At 39.3% G+C, this 23,717-nt stretch carries 24 protein-coding genes, 1 other RNA gene, 1 pseudogene and 2 riboswitches; of the genes and pseudogenes, 8 read left to right on the top strand and 18 right to left on the bottom strand.

Features of this window, described 5'->3' with window-relative positions; all coding sequences use genetic code 11:
• Nucleotides 1-81: 81 nt before the first annotated feature.
• The 3 genes from ACFX4N_RS03740 to ACFX4N_RS03750 all read left to right on the top strand — a co-directional run bounded on the left by ACFX4N_RS03740 (nucleotide 82) and on the right by ACFX4N_RS03750 (nucleotide 1,565).
• Entirely contained in the window at nucleotides 82-702 is a 621-nt protein-coding gene (locus ACFX4N_RS03740; RefSeq protein ID WP_057273095.1) for a hypothetical protein, read from the top strand.
• Between the two features lie 109 nt (nucleotides 703-811).
• A non-coding RNA gene (gene ssrS, locus ACFX4N_RS03745) (6S RNA) lies at nucleotides 812-989 on the top strand.
• Nucleotides 990-1,136: 147 nt separating this feature from the next.
• Nucleotides 1,137-1,565 carry a pyridoxamine 5'-phosphate oxidase family protein gene (locus ACFX4N_RS03750; RefSeq protein ID WP_057273094.1) on the top strand — a complete coding sequence of 143 codons (429 nt, stop codon included), beginning with the start codon at nucleotides 1,137-1,139 and terminating at the stop codon, nucleotides 1,563-1,565.
• Nucleotides 1,566-1,593: 28 nt separating this feature from the next.
• Here the strand turns inward: ACFX4N_RS03750 and thiE are convergent, their stop codons facing one another.
• The 5 genes from thiE to ACFX4N_RS03775 all read right to left on the bottom strand — a co-directional run bounded on the left by thiE (nucleotide 1,594) and on the right by ACFX4N_RS03775 (nucleotide 6,284).
• Entirely contained in the window at nucleotides 1,594-2,238 is a 645-nt protein-coding gene (thiE, locus tag ACFX4N_RS03755) for a thiamine phosphate synthase (RefSeq protein ID WP_013056863.1), read from the bottom strand.
• Nucleotides 2,239-2,251: 13 nt separating this feature from the next.
• Nucleotides 2,252-3,058: a hydroxyethylthiazole kinase gene (thiM, locus tag ACFX4N_RS03760; RefSeq protein WP_013056862.1), complete on the bottom strand. Its 807-nt coding sequence runs from the start codon at nucleotides 3,056-3,058 to the stop codon at nucleotides 2,252-2,254.
• Nucleotides 3,059-3,133: 75 nt separating this feature from the next.
• A riboswitch (TPP riboswitch) is annotated at nucleotides 3,134-3,242 on the bottom strand.
• Between the two features lie 192 nt (nucleotides 3,243-3,434).
• A complete protein-coding gene (locus ACFX4N_RS03765; protein WP_013056861.1) occupies nucleotides 3,435-4,652 on the bottom strand; it encodes an MFS transporter in 1,218 nt (405 codons plus the stop codon).
• 96 nt (nucleotides 4,653-4,748) lie between these two features.
• Nucleotides 4,749-5,348 carry a TetR/AcrR family transcriptional regulator gene (locus ACFX4N_RS03770; protein WP_013056860.1) on the bottom strand — a complete coding sequence of 200 codons (600 nt, stop codon included), beginning with the start codon at nucleotides 5,346-5,348 and terminating at the stop codon, nucleotides 4,749-4,751.
• 474 nt (nucleotides 5,349-5,822) lie between these two features.
• A complete protein-coding gene (locus tag ACFX4N_RS03775; RefSeq protein WP_371388513.1) occupies nucleotides 5,823-6,284 on the bottom strand; it encodes a GNAT family N-acetyltransferase in 462 nt (153 codons plus the stop codon).
• Between the two features lie 173 nt (nucleotides 6,285-6,457).
• Between ACFX4N_RS03775 and ACFX4N_RS03780 the strand changes: the two genes are divergently transcribed.
• Entirely contained in the window at nucleotides 6,458-6,964 is a 507-nt protein-coding gene (locus tag ACFX4N_RS03780; RefSeq protein WP_013056858.1) for a hypothetical protein, read from the top strand.
• A 101-nt stretch (nucleotides 6,965-7,065) separates the two neighbouring features.
• Here ACFX4N_RS03780 and ACFX4N_RS03785 read toward each other — a convergent pair whose 3' ends face one another.
• Entirely contained in the window at nucleotides 7,066-8,565 is a 1,500-nt protein-coding gene (locus ACFX4N_RS03785) for a UDP-N-acetylmuramoyl-L-alanyl-D-glutamate--2,6-diaminopimelate ligase (RefSeq protein ID WP_013056857.1), read from the bottom strand.
• 462 nt (nucleotides 8,566-9,027) lie between these two features.
• Here ACFX4N_RS03785 and ACFX4N_RS03790 point away from each other — a divergent pair, with 462 nt between their 5' ends.
• On the top strand, nucleotides 9,028-9,636 hold the full coding sequence (locus ACFX4N_RS03790) for a DNA-3-methyladenine glycosylase (RefSeq protein WP_013056855.1): 609 nt from the start codon (nucleotides 9,028-9,030) through the stop codon (nucleotides 9,634-9,636).
• 68 nt (nucleotides 9,637-9,704) lie between these two features.
• Here the strand turns inward: ACFX4N_RS03790 and ACFX4N_RS03795 are convergent, their stop codons facing one another.
• From ACFX4N_RS03795 to ACFX4N_RS03815, 5 genes are all read right to left on the bottom strand, one after another.
• The gene (locus ACFX4N_RS03795; protein WP_013056854.1) at nucleotides 9,705-10,673 is read right to left on the bottom strand and encodes a sugar phosphate isomerase/epimerase family protein; all 969 of its coding nucleotides are present in this window, start codon (nucleotides 10,671-10,673) and stop codon (nucleotides 9,705-9,707) included.
• Between the two features lies 1 nt (nucleotide 10,674).
• On the bottom strand, nucleotides 10,675-11,679 hold the full coding sequence (locus ACFX4N_RS03800; protein ID WP_013056853.1) for a Gfo/Idh/MocA family protein: 1,005 nt from the start codon (nucleotides 11,677-11,679) through the stop codon (nucleotides 10,675-10,677).
• Nucleotides 11,680-11,691: 12 nt separating this feature from the next.
• Entirely contained in the window at nucleotides 11,692-12,717 is a 1,026-nt protein-coding gene (locus tag ACFX4N_RS03805) for a Gfo/Idh/MocA family protein (RefSeq protein ID WP_013056852.1), read from the bottom strand.
• A 32-nt stretch (nucleotides 12,718-12,749) separates the two neighbouring features.
• A complete protein-coding gene (locus ACFX4N_RS03810; protein WP_013056851.1) occupies nucleotides 12,750-13,475 on the bottom strand; it encodes a ThuA domain-containing protein in 726 nt (241 codons plus the stop codon).
• Between the two features lie 89 nt (nucleotides 13,476-13,564).
• The gene (locus tag ACFX4N_RS03815; protein ID WP_029321510.1) at nucleotides 13,565-14,596 is read right to left on the bottom strand and encodes a LacI family DNA-binding transcriptional regulator; all 1,032 of its coding nucleotides are present in this window, start codon (nucleotides 14,594-14,596) and stop codon (nucleotides 13,565-13,567) included.
• Between the two features lie 250 nt (nucleotides 14,597-14,846).
• On the opposite strand from ACFX4N_RS03815, the gene ACFX4N_RS03820 reads away from it, so the two are divergent.
• A complete protein-coding gene (locus tag ACFX4N_RS03820) occupies nucleotides 14,847-15,422 on the top strand; it encodes a cell wall hydrolase (RefSeq protein ID WP_013056849.1) in 576 nt (191 codons plus the stop codon).
• A gap of 33 nt (nucleotides 15,423-15,455) precedes the next feature.
• Here ACFX4N_RS03820 and ACFX4N_RS03825 read toward each other — a convergent pair whose 3' ends face one another.
• The 4 genes from ACFX4N_RS03825 to ACFX4N_RS03840 all read right to left on the bottom strand — a co-directional run bounded on the left by ACFX4N_RS03825 (nucleotide 15,456) and on the right by ACFX4N_RS03840 (nucleotide 18,491).
• The gene (locus ACFX4N_RS03825; protein ID WP_055991262.1) at nucleotides 15,456-15,635 is read right to left on the bottom strand and encodes a hypothetical protein; all 180 of its coding nucleotides are present in this window, start codon (nucleotides 15,633-15,635) and stop codon (nucleotides 15,456-15,458) included.
• 113 nt (nucleotides 15,636-15,748) lie between these two features.
• Nucleotides 15,749-17,083, bottom strand: a complete 1,335-nt coding sequence (locus tag ACFX4N_RS03830) for a sodium-dependent transporter (RefSeq protein WP_071274965.1) — start codon at nucleotides 17,081-17,083, stop codon at nucleotides 15,749-15,751.
• A gap of 175 nt (nucleotides 17,084-17,258) precedes the next feature.
• Complete coding sequence (locus ACFX4N_RS03835; RefSeq protein ID WP_013056847.1) at nucleotides 17,259-17,441, bottom strand: hypothetical protein; 183 nt, start codon at nucleotides 17,439-17,441, stop codon at nucleotides 17,259-17,261.
• A gap of 303 nt (nucleotides 17,442-17,744) precedes the next feature.
• The gene (locus ACFX4N_RS03840) at nucleotides 17,745-18,491 is read right to left on the bottom strand and encodes a TspO/MBR family protein (protein WP_013056846.1); all 747 of its coding nucleotides are present in this window, start codon (nucleotides 18,489-18,491) and stop codon (nucleotides 17,745-17,747) included.
• Nucleotides 18,492-18,717: 226 nt separating this feature from the next.
• A riboswitch (TPP riboswitch) is annotated at nucleotides 18,718-18,816 on the top strand.
• Nucleotides 18,817-18,911: 95 nt separating this feature from the next.
• Here ACFX4N_RS03840 and tenA point away from each other — a divergent pair.
• Entirely contained in the window at nucleotides 18,912-19,601 is a 690-nt protein-coding gene (gene tenA, locus ACFX4N_RS03845; protein ID WP_192100456.1) for a thiaminase II, read from the top strand.
• Nucleotides 19,602-19,629: 28 nt separating this feature from the next.
• Here tenA and ACFX4N_RS03850 read toward each other — a convergent pair whose 3' ends face one another.
• The 3 genes and pseudogenes from ACFX4N_RS03850 to ACFX4N_RS03860 form a co-directional block, all read right to left on the bottom strand.
• Nucleotides 19,630-21,030: an aldehyde dehydrogenase gene (locus ACFX4N_RS03850; RefSeq protein ID WP_013056844.1), complete on the bottom strand. Its 1,401-nt coding sequence runs from the start codon at nucleotides 21,028-21,030 to the stop codon at nucleotides 19,630-19,632.
• A gap of 13 nt (nucleotides 21,031-21,043) precedes the next feature.
• Nucleotides 21,044-21,346 carry an ArsR/SmtB family transcription factor gene (locus ACFX4N_RS03855; protein WP_013056843.1) on the bottom strand — a complete coding sequence of 101 codons (303 nt, stop codon included), beginning with the start codon at nucleotides 21,344-21,346 and terminating at the stop codon, nucleotides 21,044-21,046.
• Nucleotides 21,347-21,358: 12 nt separating this feature from the next.
• Nucleotides 21,359-22,137: pseudogene (locus ACFX4N_RS03860) on the bottom strand (SDR family NAD(P)-dependent oxidoreductase).
• Nucleotides 22,138-22,445: 308 nt separating this feature from the next.
• Here ACFX4N_RS03860 and ACFX4N_RS03865 point away from each other — a divergent pair.
• Nucleotides 22,446-23,678, top strand: coding sequence for a helix-turn-helix domain-containing protein (locus ACFX4N_RS03865; RefSeq protein WP_013056841.1), 1,233 nt, complete (start codon nucleotides 22,446-22,448; stop codon nucleotides 23,676-23,678).
• Nucleotides 23,679-23,717 lie beyond the last annotated feature (39 nt).

The raw sequence follows: 23,717 nt of genomic DNA on the forward strand, positions 1-23,717 counted from the left end.
AAGCGTTTCCCTTCGTCACAAGACGGGGAAATATACTGAAATGGTTTTTGTACACTAAAACAAGTAAAAGGAGTTGAGAATATGTATATCATTGGATGGGCTATGCTTGTACTATACGCCTTGCTGCTAGCTCCGGGAGCAAGCGCCGCTAATAATTTGCTGTTTAAAAATCTTATCACAGGAAATTTTCAACAGGTAGATCCGCTCGTGGTTATGGTATTCTCTTTTTTAGGACTTTTCCCAGTATTGTTTATGATAATGATCTGTAAAAAAGATACATACAAACTGCCTGGATGGCCATTTTCTCTTCTATCATTTGCGCTTGGAGCTTTTTCTCTTTTGTTCTATTATCATTGGAAAGGACAAAAAGTTCGAACACGTTCGCGTATTTCTTCACGCTTCATTGCTATCATTTCTTCTCGTCTATGGATTGGACTGTGCTTAGCGCTCACGATTTCAGGTTACGCATACGGACTATCCGTAGGTTCAATAAAAGCTTATGGAGATGCTTTTATGCAGTCACAGCTTGTTAGCGTGATGACCGCTGATTTTTTTGTTTTAACGTGGCTTTCTTACTCCGTTATGACAAAAGAAAGGATTGCATCCCAGCCTTACCTTCTTTTATGTTTCATTCCAGTTGCGGGCCCTTTTCTTATTTTGTTACTGCTTCCCCGCCAAGATGTTAGAGAAGAAAAACTTTAAATAAAAGTCTTGCGTTCCATTCATTATTCCGTTATAATCATTTCTTGTACGATGAAAGTTGATTAATTAGAAAACATTTATATATCGGCATCTTATTTACATTTGTTATACATACCTGCGCTGTGCGTATACTCATGTTGTCTTAAACCTTTGAGTGTTAAAAGGGAGCTCAAAATTTAGCTGCAGATAGCACGCCCTTCTTGGGACGCTAAACCCGGCTATGAGGGCACCCACCTAGTAGATCTGGGTATTTAAGACACTTAGGGTTACGGCAGTGCGGGCTTATTTTTTAGTTAGCTGTAGCTAGCTTTTTTTATTTTTCATTTTATTAGTTTACATAACTATTTTATTGTTAACTTATATTTTTTTTAGACATGTATGTTTTATTTATCTTCGATTGAGGAACATAAAAAGTAATAAAGGAGATGGATAAAATGAATGAACAAAAAATTGCTAAAAAAGTAAACGAAGTATTAGAAGGAAATCGTGTAGGAACATTAGCCACAGTTGTAAACAACAAACCCCATTCTCGCTATATGACATTCTTTAGCGATGAAGAGGGTATCGCTCTTTACACACCAACAAATATCAATACACATAAGGCAGAAGAAATCGAAGCCAATCCGAACGTGCACGTACTATTGGGCTACAGCGGTGAAGGATATGGCGATCAATACTTAGAATTATCTGGTACAGCTGTTCTTCGTACTGGTGATCAATTAAAAGGGCGTATATGGAACGATCACATGAAAGAATGGTTTGACGGTCCAAATGACCCTGAGTATGTTATTCTTGAAATTACGCCGAACGAAATTCGCTTCATGAATGAAGGCGAAGAAACTCCTCAAACTGTTCAGCTATAATAAAAAAAGCGCACAGTGTGCGCTTTTTTTATTTTCCTACCGCTTCTTTCAATTGAGCTGCTTTTTCTTTTGGAGACGCTGCTAAGCTAATCGCGGTAATAATAGAAACGCCATCTGCACCTGCTTCTACTACTTGTTTGGCATTTTCAGGCGTGATGCCACCGATTCCTACAATTGGAAAGTCAATATTCTGGTTTCGCACTTCTTCAATTAATTTTGTACCTTGCACTGCTTTTGCGTCTTTTTTTGTAGAAGTAGGAAAAACAGGTCCCATTCCTACATAATCCGCCCCGTCTTTTATCGCTTGCTGCAGCTCTTGTACATTATGAACAGAGACGCCCACAATCCCTTTTCCTATTTTCTCTCGAACAATATGAGCTTTTTCATCTTCTTGTCCAATATGAACGCCATCTGCTTGTAAGCGGATCGCTAAGTCAAGATCATCATTCACAACAAAAGGAACGCTGTGCTGCTGACAAATTTGCTGAAGTTCCTTCGCCAGCTGATATTTCGCTTCTCCTGTTAAGGCACCTTCGCCTTTTTCACGAAATTGAAACACGGTAACGCCGCCTTCAATTGCTTCTTTCAACACTTCTTTCGGATCTTTTTTACAGTTATTGCTGCCCATTATAAAATAAACTTGCAGCAGCTTTTTGATTTCTTCGTTTGTCATTTTCCGGCTCCTTTTAACGTTGATGTACTCTTGCATATGATTCAATATCCTGCCCAGATAAAAGATGAAGCTGGTTTAACAGCTCAATTTGAAAGCTTCCCGGCCCTTCTTCACCTTTTTTCGCTGCGGCGATCTCACCTGCCACTCCGTAAAAACTTAAAGCAGCAACGCTTGCCTCGACATATTCTTTTTCTACAGCAGCGAAAGCTCCTATAATTGATGTCAGCAGACACCCAGTACCCGTCACTTTCGTAAATAACGGGTGACCGTTGTCTACTGTATACGTTGTGTTTCCATCCGTGATTACATCTTGTTTACCCGTGATAACAATCACTGTATCTAATTTGTTCGCTGCTTTCTCAGCAAGTTCAATGACGTCTCCTTGCCCTTCTAATGAATCAACGCCTTTAATGAGCCATGACTCGCCTACTACATTCGCAACTTCAGCAGCGTTACCACGAATAACTGCAATATTTAATTCTTCTACAAGCTGACGTGCTACTTCTGTACGAAACGGTGTCGCTCCGGCTCCTACAGGATCGAAAATAACCGGCACGCCATTTTCATTTGCTGATTTTCCTGCTATTCTCATCGCTTCTACTTCTTGAGCCGTCAGTGTACCCATATTTAAAACAAGCGCTCCGGCGATTCGTGCCATGTCAGCCACTTCTTCCTTCGCATAAGCCATAACAGGTGAAGCTCCTAGTGCAAGCAGTCCATTTGCAGTAAAATTGGTTACCACAACATTCGTAATATTATGAACAAGCGGACTTGTATCTCTTACTTTTTCTAATTGAGCTGAAATTTTACTAATATCCATATTCTCTCACTCTTTTCATTTAGTTTTAACACTGCAAAAAAAAGACAAAAAAGCACCTTGCATGCGCAAAGTGCTTTGGTATGTACTCACATTCCCTGCGCTGGCATTATCCAACAGGTTCAAATGGTCAACAGGCGTCCCTGTACTCTCAGCCTGCCCCGCGCAAGCTCCCATACTATTCTTGTTACGTTTAAAGTTTACTATTAACCTTTTTTATTTGCAACCATTTCACTGTTTTGCCGATAAAATAAAGCTTCTCTATAGGCTGAGTGGCGTTGTAAACCTTACACCTTTACTAAAAGAATAATCAAAAGACCTCCAGTAAGCTACTAGAGGTCTTCTATTCCCTAAGAATTCTATCATTTTTTCCTTATGGTTATTTCTCTTGAACCGCTTGATTTCTCACAGCTGTTTTTCTGTCCTTCCCTGCTCTTAAAGATAAAAGAAAACAAAGCAGCAGTACAAGTGCAGCTGATACGTACGGATAATTAATGTTTATATCAAAGAGAAAGCCTGCTACAACTGGTCCAATAATATTTCCAAGACTTGTATAAGCAGAATTTAGTCCGGCTACATACCCTTGGTCGTCTTGTGCCATCATCGACATTTGCGTGCTGATTGCCGGACGTAAAATATCTGTTGCTAAAAAGACGATGAATGTCACAACAATAATAAGCCAGTACGTGTGCACAAATAGCGTAAGTAAAATAAAAAGTCCCGTCATCATCAAGCAAAACGAAATCACTCTTTTTTCACCAAACTTATTTAAAATCCAGCCAAAAATCGTAACCTGCACTACAGCCCCCGCAATAGAGCCAAACGTAATAACAAACGCAATATCTTTTGGCGTAAAGCTAAATTTATGATCAACAAATAGTGAAAAAATCGTTTCATAATTGGATAATCCAAACGATGTCACAAAAACAATAATTAAACTTAGAAAATAAGGTTCTTTATAGGAATTCATAAGCTGCAGTAGCAGCCGATCTTCTTTTGGATTCTCATTGTTTGAAACAGCATGATTTTGTACAGGACGAGACTCTGGCAAAACAAAAAGCGTAATCACTGCAGCCAAGCCTCCTGCTACTGCGGCCATATAAAATGGTACACGCATGCCGTATTCAGCTAAAAAGCCTCCGATACCGGGCCCAATAATAAATCCTGTTGTAATCGCCGCCGTCACATAGCCCATTCCTTTAGCGCGTTCTTTAGCAGACGTCACGTCCGCTGTATAAGCCATAACAGCAGGCATAATAAGCGCGGCCCCGACCCCGCCTAACATTCTCGATACAAATAATAAAAGAGGTGTACTCACTGAACCAAAGAACCATTCAGATAAGGCAAAAACAATCATTCCCGCTACAATAATTTTCTTTCTCCCTAACGAATCTGATAACCGACCCGCTAAAGGTGAAAACAGAAATTGAGTTAGTGAAAACACCGCTACTAAAAGCCCCATCACGCTGCCGTTGATATGAAGCTCCGTCATATATGTTGGCATAATTGGAATAACGAGACCGATTCCTGTAAAAATAATAAAAATATTTAGCATGAGCAGCAAAATCGCCGCTCGATTTCTTAACAATAATGACATATAAACCTCCTGATTACAAAAATACTGAACGTTCGGTCTATAAAAATACAAAATAATGAGGGATTACTCATTACCGCAATAAGCATCCCCGATTATTTAAGAAGACCTTGCTATAATTCCGTTTAAAAATACATCGATTGCTGAATGGTAAAGCTGCAGGGCATTTTCCGTGTTCGTTTTTCGAGACATACGGCTCATTCCAACAAACAGCCCTTCTAAAATCACTGCAAGCTGTTCTGCATTTTTAGGAGAAAACTCTCCTTCATCAATGCCTTTTTGCAAAAGTTCCCGGTTAAACTCCACGTGTCGTTTCACCATCTCATCAATTCGCTCTTCGATGTCGCTGCCCTTTTCCTCGTTGTTAAAAAACTCATCGGCGGCTTTCGTAAGAGGATGATTTAAATCATCTAAAATGATTTGCTCCGCAATTCCAAAAAGCTTATCTCTTGTTGTTTTGTAAAGAGACTCTCTTTCTTTCCAGTTTCGTTCCCACTCGAGATCCCATTCGTCTATTAAATAGAGAAAAAGCCCTTCTTTACTTTTAAAGTGATAATAAATATTCCCTTTACTGCTTCCCGTAGCCTCTACAATTTCCTCAATAGATGTAGCTTTATAGCCTTTTTGAGAAAACAATGCTTTAGCGGCATCTGCCACTTTTCTTTTGGTTTGTTCACTTTGAAGCTTTTTTTTATTCAATCTATTTCCACCGCCCCGCACATTTATTATTTATACTGAACATTCGTTTTGTATTATCTGATACCTATACTACTTAGGAAAAACCTTTTTGTCTAGTAAGAAAACCTAGTTTATACCTTTTTATATGAATTATGACAAAACAAAAAACAAAGAGGTTGAGACATAACTAAATCAATTCAATCTAAAGACACACAAACGGGATAAATGATCAGGTATGAATCATTTGTTACACCGCTGTCGATTTCCGTGCAAAACTTCCTTTTCCGCAGGCGGCCGCTGAGCCTCCTCGTCGCTTCAGCTCCTGGCGGAGTCTTCGCCTTGCCCTCCAATCAACAGCTAGAAGCAACTACATATATAAAAACTACCGGTTTACCATTACCATGAAAAAATCCGAACGAGTTGGATTCTCCATCAAGAATCTCGATTCCTCTTTCGGATTTTCCTTCAACTAAAATACTTTTGTCCCATCCTCTTTTAATCATTCAATTTCTTTGTCATAAATACACTGTATGGATCTTCTTTGTAGGTAGAAAACGGTTCGCACTCGTAAAATCCAAAACTGGCGTACAGCTTTCTAGCCGGTTCAAAAGCAGACGCGGATCCTGTTTCTAAGCTTAAGCGTCGGTACCCTCGTTTTTGTGCTTCGTTTATTATGTACTGCAGCAGCTCTTTAGCGATTCCTTTCCGCAAATGGGCGGTAGCTGTTCGCATCGATTTAATTTCTCCGTGATGCTCATCTAACTCTTTTAAAGCCCCGCACCCTGCTAGCTGACTGTCTTCCCACACGCTCCAAAACGTAATATCACGTTGCTTTAAGTTTTCAATATTTAGAGCATGAATACTTTCAGGGGGTGAATGTAAGTTCATTCCTTGAAGGTGAGAACTTACCAGTTCAATAACTTCATTGTTCATTAAGTGGTCTCTTTTTATTTTAATCATTTTCTCTTCCTTCCTGCTACTAAGGGGTGGTCAACTACAAACCGACTTATGAATAAATTCACTGTCGACCTTTAAAAATCCTTTTATACACTCCCTTCTTTTTCTCCAGTTATTAAAACCGACTTTGCCAAGCAGATGTTTCATACATTGTTAAACGGAGGTGAAATTCATTGAAGAAGGTTTTATTTTGTCTTATTCCTCTTTTGTTTTTATTATCCGCCTGCTTTAGTGATCCTGTTCAAGATGATTTAATCGACTATAACAATCAAGATTTAAAAAAAGCGGCTCAGCTTGAAAAAGAAGCGATTGACGCATACGATTCTGTTACAGGCGCTAACTACACAAGTGACGCAGTGATGTATGATACGATGACGAGTGAAGTCATTCCTACCTATCGTAAATTTGTTGACGAACTGGAAAACATCGATGTAGAAACCGACGATCTTCGAAAGATTCATGAAAGTTATATAAAGGCTGCCAATACCCAGTATAATGCTTTCATTAAAATTGTCAGCGCTTTAGAAAAGCAGGACCGCAACCTTATTGCTGAGGCAAACGCTATGCTTGATGAAGCACGAAAAGGCATACGCGATTACAATGCAGCTATTAAAAAGCTGGCTAAAGAACATGATGTAAAAATTGAAGAACCAAAAACACAGCGAGAAAACAGCCTATAGTTTTGATGCAAAAAGAAGGTCTCTAAAAATAGTAAGAGACCTTCTTTCGTATGCTGTTTCAATTTCTACACGTTCGTTCGATAGATAAATGAAGAAGAGTATTAGGAAATATTGCTTAACGATGCATAATAAGAAGCAATAATTTCTTCATCGGAATGCGGAATTTCGTTTCCTTTTACAAGCTGAGCGCCGTTAATACAGCCGCTTGTAAGTAAGATAATATCATTCGGCTTTCCTAAAGAAAGCGACTTTAATACTCCTTCTGTTCGAGTAGGGGCGCGGTGAATATTACTTGCGCTCGGATTTGAAAAACCCGTCATCACTTGATCTACAATTACGTTCGGGTCATGATGACCTGGATGATCAACCGTTACGATAATTTCATCCGCTTTTCCTTCAATGACACGCGCCATTTTAGGCATTTTATTAAAATCTCGAATGCCGATTCCTGCAATCATGACAATTAGCTGGTTATACTCCATCTTTTTTACTTCTTCTACTAGACGCGTAAGGGCAACAGGCGTATGGGCATAGTCTAAAATCACTTTTTGGTTATTGGGACCTTCTACCACTTGAAAGCGCCCTTCTGGACTTTCCAATTGAGGAAGCACGCTAATAATATCCTCAATGTGGTATTCAAAATGAAGAGCTGTACCAATGGCCGCTAGCACGTTAGCAATGTTGTAATCGCCATATACAGGCACTGCTACTTTGTATGACTGTCCTTTATACAGTAAATCAAAGAAAGAGCCCCCTTCTTTGACAGTAATGTTTTTTGCTTGCAGAGTTGCCTCCGCATTATTTAATAAGCTATACGTGACTTTAGGTCCTTCAAATAGCCTGCTCAAGTCTTTCCCCATGTCCTGATCATCTATATTAATAACGGCATGTTTTGCCTGCTGAAATAATTTCATCTTGCATTTTTTATAGTGCTCAAACGTTTTATGATACTCTAAGTGCTCTTCTGAAAGATTTGTGTGAATGGCTACATCAAAATAAATATCTTCTACTCGCTGCTGATCAATCGCAATTGAAGATACTTCCATCACTGCCGCTTCATCGCCTCTTGTATACAAATCATAAAAAATTTTATGTAAGTCTACCGATTCAGGTGTTGTAGGCGTACTTTTTTTATAAACTAACTTCTTCTTTGATGACCAAATGCCGGTCGTTCCAATCGATCCTGTCGGCAATTTTAAAAGAGTTAAAAGCGACCTTACGTAAGCTGCTACGGTTGTTTTACCATTTGTACCTGTAACGCCAATTGTCTCAATTTTTTCATCCGTATAATCAAAATACATTTTAGAAAAAGATGCCATTACTTTGCGAACGTCATCAACAGCTAAAAACGTACAGTGAGAATACTGAGTACTCAAAAGACGCAGCTCCTCAATGCTTGTCCCAAAGACTGCTACGGCTCCTCTAGTTATAGCTTCTTTGATATATTGATGTCCATCTTCATTTTCACCTTTTATACTAAAAAATACTGATCCGTCGTGAACCTGCTTTGAATGATATGTCAGATGGTTGATCGTTTGAGATGCAGGCCCAAAAATATGTTTAATTGATAAGTTCATTAATGTATCAAAGTGGATGTTCATAGCTATTCCTCACAGTGTATAAATTTTATTTTTAATATGTTCTAAAATCCCTTAAATACTCTTTGAAGGATATTTTTTCTTTATTTCCATTTATAAAGAACTTTCTACAATTCAATCTTTTTATTTTGCTTTCATGTGTAGAACGAAAATAAAGAAAAGACGGATCACTATTTTTTAAAACTAAAAGCATGTAAAATATGGATGAACTGTGTATATCATACCAGCAGCAAAAGCGAAGTATTGTAGTAAAATATTCCCCCTATACGTGCAAAACGAAACCATTCTTTAAAATAAAATAATTTCATAGAGTGAGTTGAATCATGATAAATACTTGAACGTGGGATAAGAAAGATTACTGTATTAATCAGTGCCTCCCTTTGCAAAATAACAAAGAAAACATCATAATAAAAGATGCGCATAACAGCGTGAATGACTCTGTTTTGAAAGGATGGACTACAGCAAATGACGCGTTCTCTTTTAGCGATTGAACCACTTCCTCTTTTATTTTACCAACAGCCTACACTTGAATTAGCTCAGTCGCTGTTAGGATGTCTTCTTGTTCACGAAACGGCAGAAGGAACTGCATCTGGTTTTATTGTAGAAACAGAGGCTTATAAAGGGCCTTTCGACCGAGCAGCTCATAGCTTTAATAACCGGCGCACAAAAAGAACGGAGGTAATGTTCGGTCCTCCTGGTCATGCCTATACGCATACAATGCATACACATTGTTTACTCAATGTTGTAAGCAGCGACATCGATTGTCCAGAAGGCGTCCTCATTCGAGCTATTGAGCCATTTAGCGGAAAAAATTTGATGAAAAATAGACGTCGAGGGATGGAAAATGAAATAAATTGGACAAACGGTCCTGGGAAACTAACAAAAGCACTAGGGGTTTCAATGGATTTGTACGGTCATGATTTAACCAGCCCTCCTCTTTATATTGCTCGTGGCTTCACTCCTTCAGAGATTTCCGCCGGACCTCGCGTTGGCATTGATAATTCTGGTGAAGCGAAGGATTACCCTTGGCGCTTTTGGGTTGCCAATCACCCTTTTGTATCGAAATTCAGGTGAACCAAAGGCGAATTGATTTACTAACGAAAATAAAAGAAGCACCTCTTTTTAGAGATGCTTCTTTTTGCTTACGCCCACCACATTTGTGAGGGAGTTTCTTCAATTAATACACTTTGTAAGTTTGTAACCGCGCGTTTAAATCCTTCTTCAATCGACATGATTGGATCTTCGTGCTCAATGCTGACTACATAATCGTATCCGTATGTGCGAAGTGCACTCATCATATCAGACCACTCTTTTACATCATGTCCGCACCCTACGGATCTAAACGTCCATGCACGCGTTTGGACTTCTCCGTATGGCTGCATATCCGTCAGGCCATACATGTTAATATTATCCTGGTCCAAGTACGTATCCTTTGCATGGAAATGATGAATCGCATTTTCTTTTGCTAAAATTTTAATAGCTCCTACCGGATCAATTCCTTGCCACCATAAATGACTTGGATCAAGGTTAGCGCCAATCGCTGGACTTGTTTTTTCGCGAAGCTTTAGGAGCGTATACGGAGTATGAACTAAAAATCCGCCGTGAAGTTCTAAACCAATTTTCACATTATGCTCCTCGGCTAGTTCTCCAATTTCTTTCCAATAAGGAACAAGCTTATTTTCCCATTGCCAATTCAATACGTCTCCATACTCGTTAGGCCAAGGAGTAACAGGCCAGTTTGGGTACTTGGCTTCTTCGTGATCTCCTGCTGTTCCAGAGAAACAGTTCACCACTGGAACATCTACTAATGATGCTAGTTGGATGGTCTTGCGAAGCGTTTCGTCAGATTCTTTTGCAAAACTTGCCTCAGGTGAAATAGGATTGCCGTGGCAGCTAAATGCGCTGATTGTAAGTCCGCGGTCTTTTATCTGCTTCATATAGGCTTCTCTTTTTTCTTTATCTTCAAGCAGCTCATCTAGCGGACAATGGCTGTTTCCCGGATAGCCGCCCGTTCCGATTTCAACAGCATGAAGACCTGCTGCTTTTACTTTATCTAACATCTCTTCAAAAGAAAGATCCGCAAATAAGACCGTGAATACTCCAAGTTTCATTTTAATTTCCCCCTGTGCGATATATTTCGTCAATAATAGCTGAGACTTGAAGCGCTTCTTGTGGCTTTACCACTAATTCAGCATTTCCTTTACACGCTTCAACGAAATTTTTAGCCTGACTTAGGCTGTAATCATCTTCTCCATCTATCCAAGGTGACGTACTGTTCATGAGCATACCGTTTTTAGACGTGTATAGTTCAAACGGAAACACACTTAAACCGCCCTCTACCCCTGATATGCTTACGTGCTCTTCATCATCTTCGATATTAGCTGCCCAAGAAGTTTCTAAAAGAAGCGACGCTCCATTTTCAAATTTAATATAGGCCGTTACATGATCATCCACGCTGAATGTTTCATGATCAAATGCTCCCCATTGATTTAATTGGTTAGGCGTTTTACTCAGGTCATTATATGTACTTCCCAGCACTTCAGTATGCTTTGGGTTTCCCATCAGCCAAAGCGTTAAATCAAGCAAATGGCAGCCGTAATCAATTAAGCTGCCTCCTCCTTGAAGATCTTTGTTCGTAAATACCCCCCAACCGGGAACCTTTCGGCGACGCATTGCTCTGACACGTGCAACTAATGGGCGCCCTACCTCTGTCATCATTTTTTTCGCAGCCTGCGCTTCTTTCATGAATCGGTAATGATACGCAATCGCTAACTGCTTACCTGATTCTCTAGCAGCAGCAAGCATTTCTTCACCTTGCTCTTTAGACATCGCCATTGGCTTTTCACATAGGACGTGAACGCCTGCTTTTAGCGCTTCTACTGCAAACTCGGCGTGAAATTTATTCGGTGTACAAATACATACAGCGTCCACTTCTTTAAACATATCTTTGTAATCAACAAATACGTGAGGGATATTATGCTCATTGGCTACCTCTGTGGCTCTTTCACTATTAATATCGCTAAGCCCCCAAATCACACATTCATCACCCAGTTGTTTGAATGCTGGGATATGCCTGCTTACAGCAATCCCTCCTGCTCCGATTATGCCAATTCTCACGTTTTTCACCTCTTACACGCGCGTAATTTGTTTCGTTTGACTTGATTTTAAAGCTGCTAAAATAACAGCAAGTGATTTTAATCCTTCTTCACCAGGAACAGGAGATTCTTTATCTTCTGCAACTGCATCTACAAATTGTTCAATGACGTGAGAATTACTTTGTCCGCCTTCATCGTTCGACTGGATTTTTCCTAACTCATAGTTCACCACTTCACCTGTTGCATATTGGGCAACTAATGAATACGTCGGATCGTCCTCTAAACGAAGAATCCCTTTCTCGCCGTAAACAATCGTGGAGTTGTCTTCTTTTCCATTGTAAGCCCAGCTTGCCGCAAGCGTACCGATAATCCCGCTTTCCGTTTTTAATACGCACACAGCATTGTCGTCTACATTTGCAAAGTCTTTTGCATTGCTTTCTACAAATGCACCGACTTCTACAATTTCTTCATTTAATATGTAGCGGAGCATATCGGTTTTATGAACGCCTAAATCCCCCATAGCACCAATAAACGCTTCGTCTTTTTTAAAGAACCAGCTGTCTTTTCCGTCCACGCTCCAACCTTCAGGACCACCGTGGCCAAAAGCCGTACGGAAACTGTAAATTTTACCGATTTCCCCTTTTCCAATAAGTTCACGAGCTTTTTGATGAGAAGCTACAAAGCGCTGATTATGTCCGATCATTAGTTTTTTACCGTTTGTTTTTGCTGCTTCAATCATTGCTTTCGCTTCTTCTTCTGATGTTGCCATCGGCTTTTCACACAGGACATGAACTCCGCTGTTTAACGCTGCCACCGAAATAGGCGCATGAAGATAATTGGGCGTACATACGCTCACTGCTTCCACTGTACCGCTTGCTAAAAGTTCTTCGTAGTTTGTGTAAGCTTTTACACCGTACTGCTGCGCTACGCTGTTTGCACGTTCTGTGTTTATATCGCAAACGGCTACTAATTCTACTTGTTCATTCATCTTATATTCTGGTAAGTGACGGTGTTGCGCAATGCTTCCGCACCCAATAACGCCAATTTTTACTTTTTCCATCTTTCCTATCCCCTTTGCTTAAGCATTATTAATTAGTTTTTAACAGCGATTGATTCAAGCGGTTGCGCATTGCCGTAAACAGGACGTTTTCTCTCTGCTGGCTTCGCCCATTTAATAGCATTCATAATGACACGCTGAATGTCTTTGTTATGGTATGTTGGATATGTTTCATGTCCAGGTCTGAAATAAAATACTTTTCCGTTTCCGCGTTTGTACGTGCAGCCGCTTCTGAAAATTTCTCCGCCTTCAAACCAGCTCGTGAAAATCAGTTCATCAGGTGCTGGAATATCAAAGTGCTCTCCATACATTTCTTCGCGCTCAAGCTCGATAAATTCACCAATACCTTCCACAATCGGATGACTCGGTTCTACTACCCACAAGCGCTCTTTTTCATCTGCTTCACGCCATTTTAAGTCGCAGCTTGTGCCCATTAACGTTTTAAAAATTTTAGAAAAGTGACCTGAGTGTAAGACAATAAGCCCCATACCGTCTAGCACGCGCTGCTTTACTTTCTCAACGATGTCATCTTTCACTTCGTCATGTGCTAAATGACCCCACCATACTAAAACATCCGTTTGATTTAATACTTCTTCAGTCAACCCGTGTTCTACTTCGTCTAATGTTGCGGTGTGTGTACGAAACCCTCCTTCTTCTAAAAAAGAAGCGATGGCACCGTGAATGCCTTCAGGGTAAATTTCTCTTACAACCGGATTTTTCTGTTCATGACGATTTTCATTCCATACTGTAACATTAATCATTTTCATATCCCCTTTTTTTGTGAATGCTAACTTATATCCCCTTTTTTCATAAATGCTAAACTTTGGTTAACCGGTTAACTTACTCTGATTCACCCGCGCTTAGCAGTCGAATCTCGAATAATAAGTTCAACCGATAATTTCACATGCTGCAGCGTGCTGAAACGGTGTTCAATTGCTTGAATAACAGACGTCGCGGCGACGACTCCTTTGTTAAATACATCTTGACGAATGGTTGTTAGACTTGGAGATGCATAGCTACTAAACGTTATGTCATCGAACCCTACGATTGAGTAGTCCTGCGGAATTTTTTTCCCCTTTTCTTGCAGTGCTTTCATAATTCCAAGCGCCAGCGTATCAGAGGATGCAAAAACCGCCCGAATATCCTTATGATCTTGCAGCAGCTTGTTCCCTAAATTGTAACCGTTATCAAACGAACTTTCGTTCACTTCAAAAACAAACGTCTTTGATGGTGTAATGCCCGCTTCTTTTAATGCTTTCTCGTAGCCTATATACCTCTTTTTATCCACTGGACTATTGACGAGGTGATGAGCAACAAAGGCAATTTCTTTGTGACCCAAATTCACTAAATGTGTTGTAGCTAGATATCCTCCATACTCATCGTCTACAGAAATATGATGATAATCGCGTTCGTACCTTTCGTATGTATCTACTAGCACAATCGGATTCGATAACGCTTTCATTTTCTCATACAATCGATGCGGGAAGGCTCCTAAAAACAGAAGACCATCAATATTTCTCGTTCGAATCCATTTTAGGCAATCAGCTGGGCTACTCGCTCCAGATATGACTAGATCATAACCATGCTTACGGATTACATATTCAATTCCACTAATCATTTCACTGTAATAATGGTTATCTTTAAATATAGTAGAAAGTGAATCATCTGTAAGCGGGAACATAACGCCAATCATATTTGACTTTTGTTTCGAAAGACTAACGGCGGTTAAATTTGGTTCGTAGTTTAATTCTTTTACCGCTGTTAAAATTCGCTCTTTTGTTTCATCGGATACTTTGTTAATTCCGTTTAAGACGTAAGATACTGAAGCTGCAGACACACCTGCATGCTTTGCTACATCACGAATCGTTATCTTTTCTCCCATAAAATCTCTCCAGTTAAACGGTTAACTATTTACTCGTTCATTATAATTCACTCCTTTATTATCAGTCAACGTATTTTTCAAATTATCTGTTAACTATTATAATATCTTCCTAGATTGGTATGTTTTAAGCAGTGACAAGATGTATTGACACCTGTTAATCTTTGAAACGTACATATAAAGTTCGGTGCACAGCACGCACCGATCCGTGATAAAAGGGGCGTTCAAAAGGATTTCAGGAGGTACTTACTTTATGTTTAAGAAACTAGCAATTATTGGAGCACTAGCAGTTCCTATGTTCGGCATGAGTCACGGGGCAAATGCCGCTGAAACAACCCATCGCGTAAAAGCCGGAGAGACTCTTTACAAGATTGGCGCTGAATACGGCGTTACGGTTAAACAGTTAAAAGAAGCGAATCACAAATCTACCGACTCTATTAATGCAAATGAAACATTAACAATCCCTAACTCTATTAGCGAAAGTGATAAAGAATTGTTAGCTCGCCTTGTACAAGCTGAAGCAAAAGGCGAACCTTACGCTGGCAAAGTGGCTGTAGCAACAGTCGTTTTAAACCGCGTGGATAGCGATTCTTTCCCAAACTCTATTCATGATGTCATTTATCAAGGTACACAGTTTACACCTGTACAAAACGGTGAAATTAATAAAGCAGCGGATGCTGACGCAAAAAAAGCTGTAAATGAAGCACTAGCTTTTAGAGGTCAAGGAAAAGGTTCGTTATTCTTCTTTAATCCAGATAAAACAAGCGACCAATGGCTTCGTCAAAAACAGGTTACGATTACGATCGGAAATCACGTTTTTGCAAAATAAACAAAAGATTGAGACATAAAAAATTGCTCCAATCTAAAGGCGAACAAATGGCGTAAAGGAGCTCGTATGGATTGCTTGTGACACCGCTGTTGATTTCCGTGCAAGTCTTCGCTTTCCGCGGGCGGCCGGTGAGCCTCCTCGTTGCTTACGCTCCTGCGGGGTCTCACCTGTTCCGCTTTTCCCGCAGGAGTCTTGGTCTTGCGCTCCAATCAACAGCTAGAAGCAATTAAATCGATTAAACTTACCTTCACTATCACAATAAAAAGCTCCGAACGATTCATCGTTCGGAGCTTTCTTCAACTAACATATTTTTTGTCTCAGCCTATTTAATATGCAACAAGTAAGCTTAATAGAACAGCTATAATTATAATAGGCAATACGTATTTAACTAGAAAGAACCATGCATTGAATAATTTAGCGCCTTTTGTACTTCCTGAAATAAACTCTTCATACACGGCTTCTTTTTTCATTTTAAATGTCACAAAAATCGCAATGGCTAAACTTCCAAGAGGCAGCATTAAGTTGCTCACAAAAAAGTCAGCTACGTCAAATATACTTCTGCCAAAAAGTGAGACATGTTTTAGTACACCAAACGAAAGCGCTGATGGGATACCTACCACAAACACAAGAATCCCTGATAAAGAAGCGTAGCGAGTTCGTTTTGTCTGATCGTCTTTGGTTAAAGCAGCTACGATAATTTCCAGCAGTGAGAAAGCAGAGGTAAGCGTAGCGAATAGAAATAAAATTAAAAACAGTGCTAAAAAGACGGTACCAAACGGCATTTTCTCAAATACTGTTGGCAAGACCACAAACAAAAGTCCAGGTCCTTCAGTTGGCTTTAATCCAAATGAAAAAACGGCTGGAAAAATAGCCAAGCCCGCCAGCAGCGAAACAAACAAGTTCAAAATAGCAATAGTGCCAGCTGAACGCGTCAAGCTTACTTTTTTCCCTAAATAAGAGCTATATGTCACCATGCAGGATAATCCCACGCAAAGCGAGAAAAACGACTGACCGAGCGCATAGAGAACAGATGACCCTGTAATGGCTGAAAAATCTGGTTTCAAAAAGAACTTTACTCCGTCCATTGCTCCGTCTAATGTTAAAGAACGCACTACGATAATGATAAAACAAATAAATAACAGCGGCATCATGTATTTATTAGCACGCTCTATTCCTTTTTGTACGCCTTTTGAAATAACAAACACTGTAATTAATAAAAACAGCGCCTGTGCACCTAATACTACATAAGGCTGGCTAATGACGGCATTGAACAACGGGCCGTACTCTTTTCCGCTTAGCATACCGGTTACGCTCATAATCGTATATAAAATCACCCAGCCGCCAACGACGCTGTAAAAGGAAAGCAAAACGACACAGCTTAGTACTCCCAGCCTGCCAATCCATACCCAAGCGGATTTTGGAGCAATTGCCTTATAAGCACTAATCGCTTCTTTTCCCGTATGTCTTCCAATGATAAATTCTGCCAACAGAAGCGGCAATCCAATAAAAATCGTAAATAAAATAAACAACGCAAAAAACGCTCCACCGCCACTGGTTCCCGTTACGTATGGAAACTTCCATATCGCTCCTAGACCAATTGCTGCCCCAGCAGATGCTAAAATAAAACCGAGGCGTGAAGACCACTGATTTCCTTTACTCATATAATGTTACTCTCTCCTCTTCTAAACTCAAAACTCACCTGATTAGTACTGTACCATAAATGCAGAAGAAAATCATTCCCGTTTTACTTTTTTCTATAAAACGATATCTATATAGAATAGAAAAATGAAGAAGCAGCTGCTTCTTCATTTTAAGGTTGGTGTTTCTATTCAAAATTTATTCTCTGTACGATGATTCATCTCCCCGGTAGGCTTCTTGATTTGAAATTTCTTCAATATGCATATGCCCTTCTCTCTCTAAACGAAGGACCGTACGCTCTGCATCTTCATAACTCTCGCACGTCACTTGTTTATATTCCATATCATCTTTATCTGTGTAAGCGACTAAATATGTTTCCATTTTAACTCCTCCTAATACAACCTGTATGTAACGTATGTTGCCTTTTTCGTTTATTTCTAAACATATAGGCTCCAAACATAAAGCCTAGCATACTATAATAGCGGAACTTCAATTTAAAAAAGTTGAATTTTTCATTATGCACCGATGCAACATGGAGGTTACACTTATGACATTTATTTTATCATTCGTACCAATTGTTGTTCCTTTTGGTATTTTAATTAGCTTAATTGCTTTTACAGCTGCTTTTTTACAATCAAAAGAGCATCATAAAAAGCTCTAGCTTACAAAAGCTAGAGCTTCTTTTTAAAAACGTCTATAGCGTTTAATCAATCCCACAATAATGGCAATTGCTAATAAAACAACTGAAATGATGACAGTAATGACAATTGGCTGATTTCCACTTTGCTTCACTGCAATGGCAATATAAGCCCAAATAAAAACAAGCGGATAAACAGCGTCTCGGTTTTTTAATGTAAACATAATGCCCAGCGCAGCTCCTACCAGCAGCATAATAATCGTCCATGCTAACTCGCTCAGGCCAAGCAAATGCTGTATTCCATTTGCTTGAAATACGACAAACACATTGACAATAGTCGCAACAGAAATCCATCCAAGATAAAGCGAAATCGGCAGACGCATAAACCATGTCGTCATCCGAGAATGCTGAATAATGGAATATACAATCATTAATGTGCCTAGAATAAAGAGCATAACTAAAAGAGATAACTTATAGTAATCGTTTTGGAAAATAAAGATCCACGCACTATTTAACAAACAGTTTAGAAAAAACCAAATGCCGATACGTGCATATATTTCCTTTTGATCTTCTCTTGCAAAAAATTGGCGTATAACCCAAATGGTTAATAATAAATAAATAACGCCCCAGATAGCAAAGGCATAACCCGCTGGTGTAAACAACGTAGGAACTTGCGCAGAAGCTTCTCCCGTTGTTTTGCCTCCTATTGGAATGGCATTTGCTAAATAATTCACAAGCAGTGTAATAGCCAAGCCTACTGTATTTAATACAGCATACAAACGAAATTTCGCCATTTTGTTCTCTCCTTTCTTCTATTTATATGGGAGTGTTTCGGAGACGAAAACGGCTCTTCCCTTCATTAATACCTCTTCTTCCCTAAAAATATGCATTTTTAAACAAAAATGATTAAAAATAGCTTTAAGAAATTTCCTCTTTAAGAAAGAAAAGCGGTTAGCACACAATTTCCCATAACGCTTTCTATTTTTCAGAATATATGGTAAGTTAAACATAGATTAATAGGAAGTCCACTAGGGGTGCCCACCGGCTGAGACAAGTTTTCTTGATCCCTTTGAACCTGATCTGGCTCATACCAGCGTAGGAAAGTGGCAATGTTCAGTTTTTTACTGTCCTTTGCCACTCCGTTTATAAACGGAGTGTTTTTTATTTCCTTTATGTGCTTGTTTGTGACTTCCTCATATTAAAGGAGGATTTTGATGTCATTTTCATCTCAATTAAGACAAGAAGCAAACTATATTTACGAAGCCATTTTTAACCATCCTTTTATTAAAGGAATTGCTGAAGGAAACGTGCCAAAAGAAGCGCTTATTCACTACGTTTCTCAAGATTACGAATACTTAACAGCATTTGTTCGCATTTACGGCGCTGCTTTAACGAAATGCCGCACGCGTACCGAAATGGAAGCCTTTAATGCCGGCATTTCTACGGTATTACATAGTGAAGTACACCCTCACAATAATTTTTGTGAAGTAGCAGGCGTACGTTATGAAGACCTTCACACTGAGACGCTTTCACCGACGGCCAGCCACTACATTAACCATATGACAAGCGTTGCGCATACAGGCAGCTTAGCAGAAATCATTGCAGTGCTTCTTCCATGTCCATGGACGTACGTTGAAATTGGGCAGCGCATTACAGAACAAGTAAATCCATCTCCTTCTCATCCTTTTTATGAATGGATTCAGTTTTATAATAATGAAGAAATGAATGGCACAACACAATGGTTTTGTAACAAGCTCGATGAACTCGCCGAACAAGCGACTGAAGAAGAACGTAACCGTATGAAAGATCACTTCATCAAAAGCTGTGAACTCGAGTATTTATTTTGGGAAATGGCATATATCCAAGAAAAATGGCCGCTTTCTCAGCTTTCACTTTCAAAATAACGAAAAAGCCTCCTATCAGGAGGCTCTTTTATTTCAGTAATTTTTTGATCATTTTCAAGCTTTGTTTTTCCGAAGGATAGCGGAATGACAAATCAAACTTGGTTGTTTGAGACAGCATGCTTTTAAAATGAGTAAATGTCTGAAAGCTGTCTTTTCCATGATATTGACCCGTGCCGCTTTCTCCCACTCCGCCAAACGGTAAATATGGCGTAGCGATATGCATAAGCGTATCGTTTATACAGCCTCCTCCAAATGAAAGACGCTCCGTTATGGCGTTTTGCACATCTTCACTTTCTGTAAATAAGTAAAGAGCTAACGGCTTAGCTTTTTCTTGAACTTTATGAATGACTTCGTCTAGTGTTTCATATTCAATCATAGGAAGAATAGGCCCAAAGATTTCTTCTTGCATGACATCTGAGGTCCAGCTTACTTCACTTAACACCGTAGGTTCTATTGTTAGCGTGTTTTTATTGTACCCGCCTCCAACTATAGCATTTCCGTCTTTTAAAAACTCAACTAGCCGAGTAAAATGGCGCTCACTGACAATACGGCCATAGCGGTCGCTTTCAAGCGGATTACTACCGTAAAATTGAGAAATCGCTTCGCGAAGTTTCTCTACAAGCTGCGCTTTTACCTTTTTATGCACGAGCAAATAATCAGGAGCAACGCACGTTTGGCCTGCATTCATCCCTTTACCAAACATAATTCGCTTCGCTGCAAGATCTAGGTTTGCGTCTTCATGTACAATGCACGGACTTTTTCCGCCTAGCTCAAGCGTGACGGGAATAAGCTGCTTCCCTGCTTCTTGCATAATAATTTTCCCTACATTTACACTTCCCGTAAAGAAAATATAATCAACGGGCTGTTTTAAAAGCAGACTTGTAGTGTCTACAGCCCCTTCAACCACCGTCACAAATGCTGGGTCAAAAGCTTCAGCTAGTAATTCTTGTATAACGCGAGATACGCTAGGCGTTAATTCAGAAGGTTTTATAATCGCCGTGTTTCCAGCGGCAATCGCTCCTACTAAAGGAGACAGTGCTAATTGAAACGGATAGTTCCACGGAGCAATAATTAACGCGACTCCATACGGTTCAGGAACAATTTTCCCTTTAGAGCCCACATGTGTTAAAGCGGTTTTTACTTTTTTAGGCTTCATCCATTTTGCTAAATGTTTAAGCGTAAATCGAATTTCCTCTAGTAAAATCCCAATTTCCGACGTGTAGGCCTCTACTTCAGATTTATTTAAATCTTGTTTTAAAGCATCCATAATTCTCTGCTCGTTTTGTTTGACTGCGTCTCTTAGCTTATTCAGCGCTTGAATACGGCTGTTGATACTCTTTGTCTTTTGCGCATAGAAATACTGCTTTTGTGTAGAGACAATATGTTCAATGACCGTTTCATCTGTGATATAAAATCGCTCGTGGTTCATCTCTTTCATCTCCCTATAAACATTCGGCTTCAACTGTAGCAAGCAAGCTTTTTAATAGCTCAACTGCCTCACTTAAAGCTAGTGAATAATATCTCTGCGTCCCTTTTTGCTCAATTTGCACAAGCTTTTGATCGCGTAAAATTTTTAAATGATGAGAAATTGCCGGTCGTGATAGAGTAGACTCGTTTGCAATTTCATTAACGGTTAAAGGCTCTTTTTCGGCGAGCAGCAAAATAATATCTTGTCTTGCTGAATCACTTAGAGCCTGAAAAACAGGAATGCTGGCACGAAATAACTCGACTGCTTTTTCACTCATATATATTCTCCTTTATTTAATTTCTTGTGTTCTTCGGACAACGGATGTAAGCCACTTTCTTGGCACGAAGCGCGGGATGAACGTAGCAAGACGAAACTGTACTCCTGGTACGATAACCGTCTGCCCTTTCATAAATTTTTTATAGCCAACTTTCGTTACTGTTTCTACATCCATTGCACCGCTTTGAAAAAGCTTGGAGTTGCTTAGCTGGGCTCGGTCGCTAAAACCAGTTTTAGTTGGACCCGGGCATAGAGCACTTACCGTTACATTGGTACCTTTTAATTCATTTTCAAGGGCCTCTGTGAAAGATAACACGTACGCTTTCGTTGCGTAATATACCGTCATAAGCGGACCTGGCATAAATGCAGCAACAGATGCAATGTTTAAAATTTTTCCGCGATTTCTTTTGACCATATCCGGTAAAAATAATTTTGTTAAATGAGTTAATGCTCGAATATTTAAATCAATCATGTTTAACTCTTCATCTAAAGCTGTTTCAATAAATTTGCCGTATAGTCCAAAACCAGCATTGTTCACTAAATAATCAACGTGCATTTTTTTTTTTTAAGTTCTTCATATAATGACTGTATCTCTTCTTCTCTTGATAAATCCTTAACAACCGTTATCACTTCAATATTATAAGTAGATTTTAAATTCTCTCCAATCGCTGTTAGTTTATCAGCGCTTCTGGCAACTAAAATTACAGGATGCCCATCCTTTGCGAATTGATAAGCTAACTCTTTACCTATTCCTCCCGACGCACCGGTGATGAGCGCATAATGCTGTGACATAGTGTTCACTCCTTATGTTTATATGTTCAAGAACTTAAACATTTAAACTTATCTTATAGGATTCATTTTTTCCCGTCAACTGTTTTCTATACTCTCCTTTTCTTTTATGTTTTCCATTTTTGCCATTTGCGCATTTCTGTACATTTTTTTACAAAATATGCGTTTTCTTTACATAGAAGGCTAATGTCGTCTAGTTTTGACAACCTTTGTCACCTAGCAGGAAAACAAGTGAAGATATGGTGAATACAACATACAACAAATAATCCATTACATAGTTGGATGAAAATAGATAAGGGAGGAAATGAAAAATGATGGAGACATATACAATTAAAAAAGTAAGTGATCAATTAGAGGTAGAAAAGAAAACGCTAAAACAATGGGAAAAATTATTGGGCAGCTATTTAACAATTGAACGAGTAGATGGGGCTCGTGTCTATACAGAGGAACAAATTGAATTATTTAATGATATTAAACAGCTGTTTGATGAACAATGTACGTTAGATGAAGTCAAAGAATATGTTCAGCTGCTGATAAAGGAACAAGAAGAACAGGAGCATTTAGTGATGGAATCAGAGGCAGCGGTTTCAAAAGAAGAGGAACCAGCAAAGTTGAAAACTTCTAAAAAAGAAAACGTCATTGATTTTCAAGAACATTCCAATAAACAAATAAAGCAAGAAAAGAAAAAAGCTGCTGAAAAGCAGGAAAGCATTTCAGAAAATAAGCAAGAGAAGACCCCTCCTATACCTGAAGCACGATTAGCTACTGAAGAAGAAAAGCAGGCTATTTCTGCTTCTATTGAAGAGCCAAAACCAAACGACCTTGTTGTGAATGAAAAAGAACTGCTTCAAGGGGAATTAGTAGAAGCTGTTCGCCGCTATGAAGATGTGTTTGAGGTACTTGATACATTTAAAGCTGATTTGTTAAAAGAAATGCGAGAAGGTATGCGAAATGAAGTTCGCGAAGAAATTGTCGGAGAAGTAAAAAGAGAGCTTGAAAAAAGTGCTACCCAAACTGTAGAAATGGTGGAGTCGGTCGGGGCATACATTTCTGAGTCTTCAGAACGCAGCGCAAGAGATGTAGAAAATATGTCTAAAAAAATTATCCGTTCTAACGAAAAATCGTTTGATGAAGTCACTTCTTTGATTGAAGATTATTCAACAATCGCTGAAGAGAAAACCGAGGATATGCGCCTGTTCATGAAAGATGTCATGGAGAATGCGGATGAATCCTCTAAAGAAATGCAGTATTTATTAGACCGATTCTCAAGCAACTCCACCGTTGCGATGAATCAAGTAAAATTTATGGTTGAAAAATTAAATAATTCTTCAACTAATACGACAGAAGAGCTTCGTGATTTAATTGATTCAATGAATGAGGAACGAGTCTATTATTTAAAAGAAATGGAGAAAGAACGTAAGCTTCATCGTCAAAGCGTAGCTGAACGCGAAGAGATGTTTAGTGATTTTGTCCAAACCTTTAGACAAACCGCCGCTGCTGATATGAAGCGAAAACGGAAGTGGTGGAAGCTGTTTCTCTCCTGAAAACACCGGCCCTATGGTAATGGGGCCGGTGTTTTTAAT

It is taken from the genome of Priestia sp. YIM B13551, assembly GCF_042787905.1.
Lineage (GTDB): Bacteria > Bacillota > Bacilli > Bacillales > Bacillaceae_H > Priestia.

Coding starts and splice junctions, on each gene's coding strand:
- ACFX4N_RS03740 (WP_057273095.1), top strand. CDS start 82: ATGTATATCATTGGATGGGCTATGCTTGTACTATACGCCTTGCTGCTA.
- ACFX4N_RS03750 (WP_057273094.1), top strand. CDS start 1,137: ATGAATGAACAAAAAATTGCTAAAAAAGTAAACGAAGTATTAGAAGGA.
- thiE (WP_013056863.1), bottom strand. CDS start 2,238: ATGACAAACGAAGAAATCAAAAAGCTGCTGCAAGTTTATTTTATAATG.
- thiM (WP_013056862.1), bottom strand. CDS start 3,058: ATGGATATTAGTAAAATTTCAGCTCAATTAGAAAAAGTAAGAGATACA.
- ACFX4N_RS03765 (WP_013056861.1), bottom strand. CDS start 4,652: ATGTCATTATTGTTAAGAAATCGAGCGGCGATTTTGCTGCTCATGCTA.
- ACFX4N_RS03785 (WP_013056857.1), bottom strand. CDS start 8,565: ATGAACATCCACTTTGATACATTAATGAACTTATCAATTAAACATATT.
- ACFX4N_RS03790 (WP_013056855.1), top strand. CDS start 9,028: ATGACGCGTTCTCTTTTAGCGATTGAACCACTTCCTCTTTTATTTTAC.
- ACFX4N_RS03795 (WP_013056854.1), bottom strand. CDS start 10,673: ATGAAACTTGGAGTATTCACGGTCTTATTTGCGGATCTTTCTTTTGAA.
- ACFX4N_RS03805 (WP_013056852.1), bottom strand. CDS start 12,717: ATGGAAAAAGTAAAAATTGGCGTTATTGGGTGCGGAAGCATTGCGCAA.
- ACFX4N_RS03810 (WP_013056851.1), bottom strand. CDS start 13,475: ATGATTAATGTTACAGTATGGAATGAAAATCGTCATGAACAGAAAAAT.
- ACFX4N_RS03815 (WP_029321510.1), bottom strand. CDS start 14,596: ATGGGAGAAAAGATAACGATTCGTGATGTAGCAAAGCATGCAGGTGTG.
- ACFX4N_RS03820 (WP_013056849.1), top strand. CDS start 14,847: ATGTTTAAGAAACTAGCAATTATTGGAGCACTAGCAGTTCCTATGTTC.
- ACFX4N_RS03830 (WP_071274965.1), bottom strand. CDS start 17,083: ATGAGTAAAGGAAATCAGTGGTCTTCACGCCTCGGTTTTATTTTAGCA.
- ACFX4N_RS03835 (WP_013056847.1), bottom strand. CDS start 17,441: ATGGAAACATATTTAGTCGCTTACACAGATAAAGATGATATGGAATAT.
- ACFX4N_RS03840 (WP_013056846.1), bottom strand. CDS start 18,491: ATGGCGAAATTTCGTTTGTATGCTGTATTAAATACAGTAGGCTTGGCT.
- tenA (WP_192100456.1), top strand. CDS start 18,912: ATGTCATTTTCATCTCAATTAAGACAAGAAGCAAACTATATTTACGAA.
- ACFX4N_RS03850 (WP_013056844.1), bottom strand. CDS start 21,030: ATGAACCACGAGCGATTTTATATCACAGATGAAACGGTCATTGAACAT.
- ACFX4N_RS03855 (WP_013056843.1), bottom strand. CDS start 21,346: ATGAGTGAAAAAGCAGTCGAGTTATTTCGTGCCAGCATTCCTGTTTTT.
- ACFX4N_RS03865 (WP_013056841.1), top strand. CDS start 22,446: ATGATGGAGACATATACAATTAAAAAAGTAAGTGATCAATTAGAGGTA.